We start from the raw sequence: 9,791 nt of genomic DNA on the forward strand, positions 1-9,791 counted from the left end.
CCCAAAGACGAGCCGAACCCCGACACCCCCGCCGGAGGCGATACCGCGTGAACGACGCACTCGACGTCGCCCTCCGGCTGATCATCGTCTTCGCCGTCTTCCTCGTACTGCCCCTGGTCGTAGGGCAGACCGAGCACAAGGTCATGGCGCACATGCAGGGCCGCCTCGGCCCCATGTACGCGGGCGGATTCCACGGCTGGGCCCAGCTCGTCGCCGACGGCGTGAAGTTCGCGCAGAAGGAAGACATCGTCCCGGCCGACGCCGACCGCCGCATCTTCCAGCTCGCCCCCGCCGTCGCCCTCCTCCCGTACCTCCTGGTGCTCATCGCGATCCCGATCGGCCCCGGCGAGGGCGCGGTCGGCCAGGTCGTCGACGCGGGCATCTTCTTCGTCCTGGCGGTCATGGGCGTCGGCGTACTCGGCTCGCTCATGGCCGGCTGGGCATCGGCGAACAAGTTCAGCCTCCTCGGAGGCCTGCGCACCGCCGCCCAGCTCCTCGCGTACGAACTCCCGATGCTGCTCACCGCCGCCTCGGTCGCGATGGCGGCCGGCACGGTCTCCCTGCCCGGCATCCTCGACGCCTTCGCGTGGTGGTGGATCCCGTGGCAGATCGTCGGCGGCCTGGTCTTCTTCACCGCGGGCCTCGCCGAACTCCAGCGCCCGCCCTTCGACATGCCGGTGGCCGACTCCGAGATCATCTTCGGCGCGTACACCGAGTACACAGGGCTCCGCTTCGCGCTCTTCCTGCTCGCCGAGTACGCGGGGATCGTCGTGCTCTGCGGCCTCACCGCCGTCCTCTTCCTCGGCGGCTGGCACGGCCCGTGGGGGAGCGAGGGACTCGGCTGGGTCTGGATGCTGCTCAAGACGGCGGTGCTCGCCTTCGGCGTGATCTGGCTCCGGGTCACCTACCCGCGCATGCGCGAGGACCAGCTCCAGAAGCTCGCCTGGACCGTACTCATCCCGCTCGCGCTCGCCCAGATCGCGCTCACCGGCATCGTGAAGGTGGCGATCAGCTAAATGGCCCCCATCCCCGGATCCGGCCTTGCCAAGGGCCTGGCCGTCACTCTCCGCACGATGACGAAGAAGACCGTCACCGCGCAGTACCCCGAGGTGCAGCCCGAACTCCCGCCCCGTAGCCGCGGCGTGATCGGTCTCTTCGAGGAGAACTGCACGGTCTGCATGCTCTGCGCCCGTGAGTGCCCCGACTGGTGCATCTACATCGACTCCCACAAGGAGACGACACCGGCCGCCACCCCCGGCGGGCGCGAGCGCAGCCGCAACGTCCTCGACCGCTTCGCGATCGACTTCTCGCTCTGCATGTACTGCGGTATCTGCATCGAGGTGTGTCCCTTCGACGCCCTCTTCTGGTCGCCCGAGTTCGAGTACGCGGAGACCGACATCCACGAGCTCACCCACGAGCGCGACAAGCTCCGCGACTGGATGTGGACCGTCCCTGCCCCGCCCGCGCTCGACCCCGGCGCCGAGGAGCCGAAGGAGATCGCCGCGGCCCGCAAGGCGGCGGAGAAGCTGGCAGCACAGCAGGAACAGCAGGAACAGCAGCTGGAGCAGCAGCAGGCGCAGCAGCAAGAGGCGGACCAGTCATGACGACCCTCGCCGCCACAAGCCACCCCGGCTTCCTCTCGCCCTCCGGCATCGAGATCGCCTTCCTCCTCATCGGCCTCGTCACCTTCGGCGCGGCCGTCATGACGGTCACCACCAAGCACCTGGTCCACGCCGCTCTCTGGCTGGTCGTGACGCTCGGCGGACTGGCCGGCACGTACCTCCTCCTCACCGCCGAGTTCATCGCCTGGGTCCAGGTCCTGATCTACGTCGGCTCCGTCGTCGTCCTCCTCCTCTTCGGGCTGATGCTGACGAAGGCCCCCATCGGCCCCTCCGCCGACGCCGATTCGGGCAACCGCTGGGTCGCCCTTGCCGTCGCCGTCGCCGCGGCCGCCTCGCTCCTCTGGGTGGTCGTCGACGCGTTCCGTACGACCTGGATCAACCTCCGGGGCACGCCGGCCCAGGGCTCCACGAAGATCACCGGCGAAGTCCTCTTCCGCCACTGGGTGCTGCCCTTCGAAGCGCTCTCGGTCCTCCTCCTGGCGGCCCTGATCGGCGCGATCGTCCTGTCCCGCAAAAACACCCCCAGCGACGCCGGAAGCGAAACGGAGGCGCAGCGCTGATGCACCTCGTCTATCCCGCCGTGCTCTCCGCCCTCCTCTTCTGTACGGGGCTGTACGGAGTCCTCGCCCGCCGCAACGTGATCCTGGTCCTGATGGCCGTCGAGCTGATGCTCAACGCCGTCAACCTCAACCTGGTCGCCTTCGACGTCTGGCTGCGCGACAAGCTCCACTCAGGACAGGCCCTCACCCTCTTCACGATCGCCATCGCCGCCGCCGAGATCGGCATCGGCATGGCGATCGTCCTGGCGGTCTACCGCAACCGCTCCACCTCGGCCATCGACGCACTCCGCGACACGGCCGAGTCCCGGGAGCCCGCAGAGGCCGCAAGCCCCGACGAGAAGGCCGAGGCCGCCGCGTGACCACCACGACCCTCGCCGTCCTCGTCCCCCTCCTTCCGTTCCTGGGCGCCGCGACAGGCCTGCTCCTCGGCCGCACGGCCCCCGGCTTCGTACGCCCCCTGGCCGTCCTGCCGACCCTGGCCGCTGCCGTGCTCGCGATCACCCTCGCCGTCCACCAGGGCAGCGGGAAGACGCTCGACGCCGCGACCCGCCTCACCCCCACCGGCTCGGTCCCCGTAGACCTCTCCCTCCACATCGACGGCTTCGCCGCCCTGGTCGCCATCCTGGTGACGGTCGTCGCCACCTGTGTGCAGATCTACTCGACGGGCTACCTCCGCGACGACCCCCGCTACGCCTCCTACGCGGCCCTGGTCTCCCTCTTCACCTCCGCGATGCTCCTGGTCGTCTATTCCGGCGACCTGATGGTGCTGCTCGTCGGCTGGGAGATCATGGGCATCTGCTCGTACTTCCTGGTCGGCCACTACTGGGAGACGCCCGAGGCCCGCGCCGCCTCCCTCAAGGCCTTCCTGGTCACCAAGCTCGGTGATGTCCCCTTCCTGATCGGCCTGTTCGCGCTCGCCACCGACGCCGGCACGTTCCGGATCACCGGCATCCTGCAGACGGTCGCCGACGGCGGGCTGGCCCACCCCACCCTGATCGCCCTGCTCCTGCTCGCGGGCGTCGCGGGCAAGTCGGCCCAGTTCCCGCTCCACACCTGGCTGCCCGACGCGATGGCCGGCCCCACGCCGGTCTCCGCGCTGATCCACGCCGCGACGATGGTCGCCGCCGGTATCTACTTCGTGGCCCGCCTCCTCCCCGTCTTCGCCGCCTCCCAGGCAGCCCTCACCGTCCTCGCCGTGATGGCCGCGGTCACCATGGTCGGCTCGGCGCTCGCCGCCCTCGCCCAGGACGACATCAAACGCGTCCTCGCGTACTCGACGATCGGCCAGCTCGGCTACATGTCCGGAGCCCTGGCCGTCGGCGACCGCTCAGCCGCCGTCTTCCACCTCCTCTCCCACGGCGCGTTCAAGGCCCTCCTCTTCCTCGGCGCCGGCGTGGTCATCCACGCCGCCGGCACCAACTCCCTCTCGGCGATGTCCCGCATGGGAAACCTCGCCAAGCGCATCCCCGACGCGTTCTGGACGATGTCCATCGCGCTGCTCGCGCTCGCCGCGGTCCCGCCCTTCGCCGGCTTCTTCTCCAAGGAAGCCGTCCTGGTCGCCGCCGAGCACACCGCCTTCGGCGACAGCCACATCGCCCCGACGGCCGCGGGCTGGACCGTACTGCTCGCGGGCCTCGCCACCGCCCTCCTCACCGGCGCCTACGCCACCCGCTTCTGGCTGATGGCCTTCCGCGGCAGCGGCCAGGAAGCCCCCGACCACGGCAAGCAGCCCGTCGTCATGAACGCCGTGCTCTGGGTCCTGGCCGTCCCCTCCGTCGGCTTCGGCCTGACCTCGCTCGTGCTCCCCGACTGGTTCGACGGCCACACCCTCTCCCCGTCCCTCACCACCTCCGTCCTCGGTACGGGGGTCGCCCTGGTCGGCGGCCTCCTCACCTACGGCGCGTGGCGCGCGGTGCAGTTCAAGGAAGGCGCCGCCACCCCCCTCGGGGCAGTCGCAGCCCACCCCGACGCCGACCCGGCCACCTCCGAGATCGAAGCCATCGCCACGCACACCCAGGCGTACGGTTCGATCGCCTCGGCCCCCGACCCCAGCGACCCCGGCCGCCTCCTCCTCGGCCCGCTCCACCGCCACGCGGTCACCGGCTTCCACCTCGACGCGGTCTACGACGTCCTGTTCGTACGCCCCGTCCTGGCCGCCGCCAAGGTGGTCCGCTTCCTCGACCGCGAGGTCGTCGACACCTATGTACGAGGAGCGGGCGCCGTCCCGCGCTGGCTGGGAGTCCTGGTCCGCCGCGCCCAGACCGGCAACCTGCAGACCTATCTGAGCGCCCTGCTCGCCGGCTCCGTGGTCCTGGTGATCGCCGCAGTCACCCTCGCCAACGTCTACGCCGGATCGTGAGCCGTGATCGATATCAACGCATCCGTGATGCAGTTCCTTCTCGCGTTCACCGTCGCCGGCCCGCTCATCGGCGCGGTCGCGGCCCTTCTCCCCGCCCCGCCCGGGCTGAAGGGGAAATCACCTGACCAGGCGGTCCTGCGCCACGGTGTCATCGTCACGGGCACGGTCCTGCTCGCCGCGATCGTCCTGGCGCTCGGCTTCGACCGCGACCACCCGTCGAAGATGCAGGCCACCACCGACATCACCTGGATCAAGGCGCTCGGCGTCCACATCCACCTCGGCATCGACGGCATCTCGCTCCCCCTCCTGCTCCTGACCGCGCTGCTGACCTTCCTCTGCGCGCTCTACAGCTACTTCAAGCTCCCCGAAGGCCCGTCCCCCAAGGCCTTCGTGGCCCTCCTCCTGGTCCTCGAGTCCGGCACCCTCGCCACCTTCGCCGTACTCGACCTGATGCTGTTCTTCCTCGCCTTCGAGATGGTCCTCATCCCGATGTACTTCCTCATCGCCCGCTGGGGAGGCGCTCAACGCCAGGCAGCGGCCTGGAAGTTCATCCTCTACACGCTCCTCGGCTCCGTCGTCATGCTGCTCGGCCTGCTCCTCATCGGTCTGAAGAGCGGCACATTCGACATGGTGGCACTCGCCACTGACAACGGCCGTGGCCTCACGCACACCACCGAGGTCATCGCGGTGCTCGCCATCGCGATCGGCCTCGCGATCAAGACCCCGATGTGGCCGCTGCACAGCTGGCTCCCGGACGCCCACACCGCGGCCCCCACCGTCGGTTCGGTCCTCCTCGCCGGCGTCATGCTGAAGATGGGTACCTACGGATTCGTCCGCATCGTGCTGCCCGTCGCCCCCGACGGCATGCACACCTTCGCCCCGTACCTCGCGGCCTTCGCCGTCGCAGGCATCATCTACGGATCGCTCGCCTGCCTCGCCCTGGTCCGCCCCGGCGCCAAGGGCGACCTCAAGCGCCTCATCGCGTACTCCTCCGTCGGCCATATGGGCTTCGTGCTCCTCGGCATCGCCTCGATGACCCCCACCGGCGTCAACGGCGCGCTCTTCGCCAACATCGCCCACGGCCTCATCACCGGCCTCCTCTTCTTCCTGGTCGGGGCGTTGAAGGACCGATACGGCACGGCGGACCTCGACACCCTCGCCGGCACCACAGGAGCTGCGCTCTACGGCCGGGCCCCCCGCCTCGGCGGCCTCCTCGCCTTCGCCGCCGTCGCCTCCCTCGGCCTCCCCGGCCTCGCAGGCTTCTGGGGCGAGATGCTGACCCTGTTCGGCGCCTTCGACCCGGCAGCGGGCCTCAGCCGCCCCGCCTTCCTGACCTTCATGGCGATCGGCGCCGTCGGCACCCTGCTCACCGCCGCGTACATGCTCCAGGTGGTCCGCCGCGTCTGCATGGGCGCGTACTCCACCGAAGCCGGGACCCAGTCCGGGACGGAATCCGGAACCGGAACCACGCCCCCGTACATCGCCGACATCCAGGGATACGAGTTCGCAGCCTGGACCCCCCTCGCCGCCCTCACCGTCCTCGCCGGCCTCTGGCCCGCGGCCCTCCTCGGCCTCTCCGACCCGGCCGTCCAGAAGCTTCTCGCAGGAGGCAAGGCATGAGCTCCCTCGTCCAGTCCGTCGACTGGGTAGCCATCGCGCCCCCCACGATCGCCGCAGCGACCGCCCTGATCGTCCTGGTCACGGATCTTTTCGTACGAGAGGACCGCAAGCCGCTCCTCGGCGCGATCTCCGTCACCGGCCTGGTCGCCTCGCTCCTCGCGCTCATCCCTCTTTACGAGGAGAAGCGCAGCACCTTCTGCCTCACCACCGACCCCGCCGCCTGCAGCTACACCGTGGACCGCTTCGCCTTCGCCATCCAGCTCCTGGTCCTGGCCGGCGCGCTCCTCACGGCGCTGCTCTCCCTCACCCCCACCGCCGAGAAGAAGCTCCCCGCGGGCGAGTTCTGGTTCCTCCTGCTCTCCTCGGCCTCCGGCGCAGCGCTGCTCCCCGCCTCCCGCGACCTCGCCACCCTGCTGGTCGCCCTGGAGGTCGCCTCGCTCCCCGCCTTCGCACTGGTGGGCCTCAAGCGCGGCGACGCACGCTCCTCCGAAGCGGCGCTGAAGTTCTTCCTCTCCTCCGTCACCGCGACAGCCGTGATGCTCCTGGGCATCAGCTTCGTGTACGCGGCGACAGGCACCCTCTACCTCAACCGCATCGCCGACGCCCAGATCGACCCCCAGCTCGACACCCTCACCCAGGCCGGCGTCGTCCTCACCCTGGTCGGCTTCGCCTTCAAGACGGCCGCCGTCCCCTTCCACTTCTGGGTCCCCGATACCTACGTCGGCGCCCCGCTCCCCATCGCCGCGTACCTCTCCGTGGTCGGCAAGGCGGTCGGCTTCTCCGGCCTGATCCTCGTCACGGTCATGGCGTTCCCCGCGTACGCCGACGTCTGGGGTCCTGCGATCGCGGTCCTCGCGGCGCTCACGATGACGGTCGGCAACGTCGCGGCCCTGCGCCAGCAGGCCACCCGCGCCCACAGCGCCGTACGGCTCCTCGCCTGGTCGTCCGTCGCCCAGGCCGGCTACCTCCTGGTCCCGATCGCGGCAGCCGCGTACACCACGGACGACGAGGTGGGCGCCACCGTCGCGTACGCCCTGATGTACGCCGTCGTGAACCTCGGCGCCTTCGCGGTAGCAGCCCTCGTATCCCGTGCGAACCCCGACAACCGCATCTCCGACTACCGCGGCCTCTACGCCTCCCGCCCCCTCGCCGCCCTCGCGATGGCCTTCTTCCTGCTCTGCCTGGCAGGCCTGCCGCCGGGCATCATCGGCCTCTTCGCCAAGGTCACGGTCTTCCAGGCGGCGGTCGACGCGCGGCTCGGCTGGCTCGCGGTCGTCATGGCGGTGAACGTCGTCATCGCCCTCTACTACTACCTCCAGTGGACGGCGACCCTCTTCCGCGCCCCCGAGGGCGAGCCGGTGAAGCACCGCGCCCCGACCGCGATCACCGCGACGATCGCCCTCGCGGCAGCCGTCGCCGTCGTCCTCTCCGGCGTCCCCGAGCTGGTGCTGCACTACGCGGCAGTCACCCTCTTCTGAGATTTGCTACGGTCGCGGGCTGACCGTCCCCCCACCCCCCACACACACAGACATCGAGGAGCAGGCAGTGCTGAGCGGCTTCAAGGAATTCATCCTCCGCGGAAACGTCATAGCCATGGCGGTCGGCCTCGCCGTCGGTTCGGCGTTCACCGCTGTCGTGACCGCCTTGAGCACGGCCTTCATCACCCCGCTGATCGGGCTCGCGACCAGCTCCGCGATGGGTGACTTCAGTACGGCCGTCTTCACCGTCAGCGGCGCGAAGTTCAAGTACGGCGTGCTCATCAACGCCGCGGTCGCCTTCATCGTCACCGCGGCGGTCCTCTACTTCGCCGTCATAGCGCCCCTCGCCAAGATCCAGTCGCGGTTCACCTCCGACAAGCCGGTCGACATCAAGGCCGCCCTGCGCGACTGCCCCCGCTGCTACACGGAGATCCCCGCCATCGCCTCGCGCTGCGCCCACTGCACCAGTGAGATCAAGCCCGACTCCGAGGCACTGGCACTGGCAGGCCTCCCGGCTCCTCGCTAGGGAGCGCCCGGCGGATCATGCCGCGGTCGCGGTGGTCTGGCACGCACTCCCCCAAGCTCTTAAGGAGCAGGGGGGACCCCCTCCGGCGTTGTCGTCAGTCGCCAATGCTCCGCATTGACTCCCTCCTCCGCCTTGCAGCTGCACCCACCAGACCACCGCTCACCAGAAGTGAAAGTTTCAACGCCGACCAAGGGCGGCCTGATCCGCCGGACACCCCCTGACACCCGTACGGCGGACACGGCCGCCCGCGCGCACAAGGGAACTAGCTCCCTCTGCCTGGCGTTGACCAGTACAGAAGGGTCCACTGGAGACAACCGCAAAGGGTTCCCCTGCCGCACCATTTGGAGGGCTACCGTGCACCGCCGGCACAACGGACTGAGGACAGCAGTACTTCTCGGGGGCCTCTCCGCCCTCATCCTCGTCATCGGAAGCTTCTTCGGCCGTACGGGCCTGATCGTCGCGCTCGTCGTCGCGCTCGGCACCAACGCCTATGCGTACTGGAACAGCGACAAGCTCGCCCTGCGCGCCATGCGGGCCCGCCCCGTCAGCGAATTCGAGGCCCCCGAGCTCTACCGCATGGTCCGTGAGCTCTCCACGGCCGCCCGCCAGCCCATGCCCCGCCTCTACATCTCCCCGACCCAGGCCCCGAACGCCTTCGCGACCGGCAGGAACCCGCGCAACGCCGCGGTCTGCTGCACGGAGGGCATTCTGCAGATCCTGGACGAGCGCGAGCTCCGAGGCGTCATCGGCCACGAGCTGAGCCACGTCTACAACCGGGACATCCTGATCTCGTCGGTGGCGGGAGCCCTGGCCTCGGTCGTCATGTTCCTGGTCAACTTCGCCTGGCTGATCCCCATCGGGCGCTCGGACGACGACGACGGCCCCGGACTCCTCGGCATGCTCCTGATCATGATCCTGGGCCCTCTGGCGGCCACCGTGATCCAGCTCGCCGTGAGCCGTTCCCGGGAGTACGAAGCGGACGCCTCCGGAGCCCAGCTCACCGGCGACCCGCTGGCCCTGGCCAGCGCCCTCCACAAACTGGACATCGGTACGAAGCAGCTGCCGCTCCCGCCCGAGCCCCGTATCGAGACCGCGAGCCACATGATGATCGCGAACCCGTTCCGCCCGGGCCAGGGCCTCTCCAAGATGTTCTCCACGCACCCGCCCATGGCAGAACGCATCGCCCGACTCGAGAAAATGGCAGGACGCCCGTGAAGACCATCCTGAACATCATCTGGCTGATCCTCTGCGGCTTCTGGATGTTCCTCGGCTACATGCTGGCCGGGGTCATCCTCTGCATCACGATCATCGGCATCCCGTTCGGCCTGGCCGCGTTCCGTATCGGCATCTACGCCCTCTGGCCCTTCGGCTACACGACGGTGGACCGCCGCGACGCGGGCGCACCCTCCTGCATCGGCAATGTCCTGTGGCTGATCCTGGCGGGCTGGTGGCTGGCGCTGGGCCACATCTTCACGGGCATCGCGCTGTGCATCACGATCATCGGGATCCCGCTGGGCGTGGCCAACTTCAAGCTGGTCCCGCTCTCACTGCTGCCGCTGGGCAAGGAGATCGTCCCCACGGACCAGCCCTTCGCGACGCGCTGAGCCCCGCCGTACGCGACCTTCG

Annotated in this window: 10 protein-coding genes; all 10 read left to right on the plus strand. The window is 69.5% G+C overall.

What is annotated here, in order from left to right; translation table 11 throughout:
- Nucleotides 1-47 precede the first annotated feature (47 nt).
- Nucleotides 48-1,016 carry a complex I subunit 1/NuoH family protein gene (locus J0695_RS26820; RefSeq protein WP_206966145.1) on the plus strand — a complete coding sequence of 323 codons (969 nt, stop codon included), beginning with the start codon at nucleotides 48-50 and terminating at the stop codon, nucleotides 1,014-1,016.
- Nucleotides 1,017-1,604: a NuoI/complex I 23 kDa subunit family protein gene (locus tag J0695_RS26825; protein ID WP_206966146.1), complete on the plus strand. Its 588-nt coding sequence runs from the start codon at nucleotides 1,017-1,019 to the stop codon at nucleotides 1,602-1,604.
- Nucleotides 1,601-2,182 carry an NADH-quinone oxidoreductase subunit J family protein gene (locus J0695_RS26830; RefSeq protein ID WP_206966147.1) on the plus strand — a complete coding sequence of 194 codons (582 nt, stop codon included), beginning with the start codon at nucleotides 1,601-1,603 and terminating at the stop codon, nucleotides 2,180-2,182. The genes J0695_RS26825 and J0695_RS26830 overlap by 4 nt, the downstream gene beginning before the upstream one ends.
- Nucleotides 2,182-2,541: an NADH-quinone oxidoreductase subunit NuoK gene (gene nuoK / locus J0695_RS26835; RefSeq protein WP_206966148.1), complete on the plus strand. Its 360-nt coding sequence runs from the start codon at nucleotides 2,182-2,184 to the stop codon at nucleotides 2,539-2,541. The genes J0695_RS26830 and nuoK overlap by 1 nt, the downstream gene beginning before the upstream one ends.
- A complete protein-coding gene (locus J0695_RS26840; protein ID WP_206966149.1) occupies nucleotides 2,538-4,541 on the plus strand; it encodes an NADH-quinone oxidoreductase subunit 5 family protein in 2,004 nt (667 codons plus the stop codon). The genes nuoK and J0695_RS26840 overlap by 4 nt, the downstream gene beginning before the upstream one ends.
- 27 nt (nucleotides 4,542-4,568) lie before the next feature.
- Nucleotides 4,569-6,161 carry a complex I subunit 4 family protein gene (locus J0695_RS26845; protein ID WP_206966155.1) on the plus strand — a complete coding sequence of 531 codons (1,593 nt, stop codon included), beginning with the start codon at nucleotides 4,569-4,571 and terminating at the stop codon, nucleotides 6,159-6,161.
- Nucleotides 6,158-7,639 (plus strand): NADH-quinone oxidoreductase subunit N, encoded by a 1,482-nt coding sequence (locus tag J0695_RS26850; RefSeq protein WP_206966150.1) that lies wholly within the window; start codon nucleotides 6,158-6,160, stop codon nucleotides 7,637-7,639. The genes J0695_RS26845 and J0695_RS26850 overlap by 4 nt, the downstream gene beginning before the upstream one ends.
- Before the next feature lie 67 nt (nucleotides 7,640-7,706).
- Nucleotides 7,707-8,165, plus strand: a complete 459-nt coding sequence (locus J0695_RS26855; protein WP_206966151.1) for an MscL family protein — start codon at nucleotides 7,707-7,709, stop codon at nucleotides 8,163-8,165.
- Between the two features lie 354 nt (nucleotides 8,166-8,519).
- Complete coding sequence (gene htpX, locus J0695_RS26860; RefSeq protein ID WP_206966152.1) at nucleotides 8,520-9,380, plus strand: zinc metalloprotease HtpX; 861 nt, start codon at nucleotides 8,520-8,522, stop codon at nucleotides 9,378-9,380.
- Nucleotides 9,377-9,769 (plus strand): YccF domain-containing protein, encoded by a 393-nt coding sequence (locus J0695_RS26865; RefSeq protein WP_206966153.1) that lies wholly within the window; start codon nucleotides 9,377-9,379, stop codon nucleotides 9,767-9,769. Before htpX ends, J0695_RS26865 begins: the two co-directional genes overlap by 4 nt.
- The last annotated feature ends 22 nt before the right edge of the window (nucleotides 9,770-9,791 follow it).

It is taken from the genome of Streptomyces beijiangensis (assembly GCF_017315755.1).
GTDB lineage: Bacteria > Actinomycetota > Actinomycetes > Streptomycetales > Streptomycetaceae > Streptomyces > Streptomyces beijiangensis.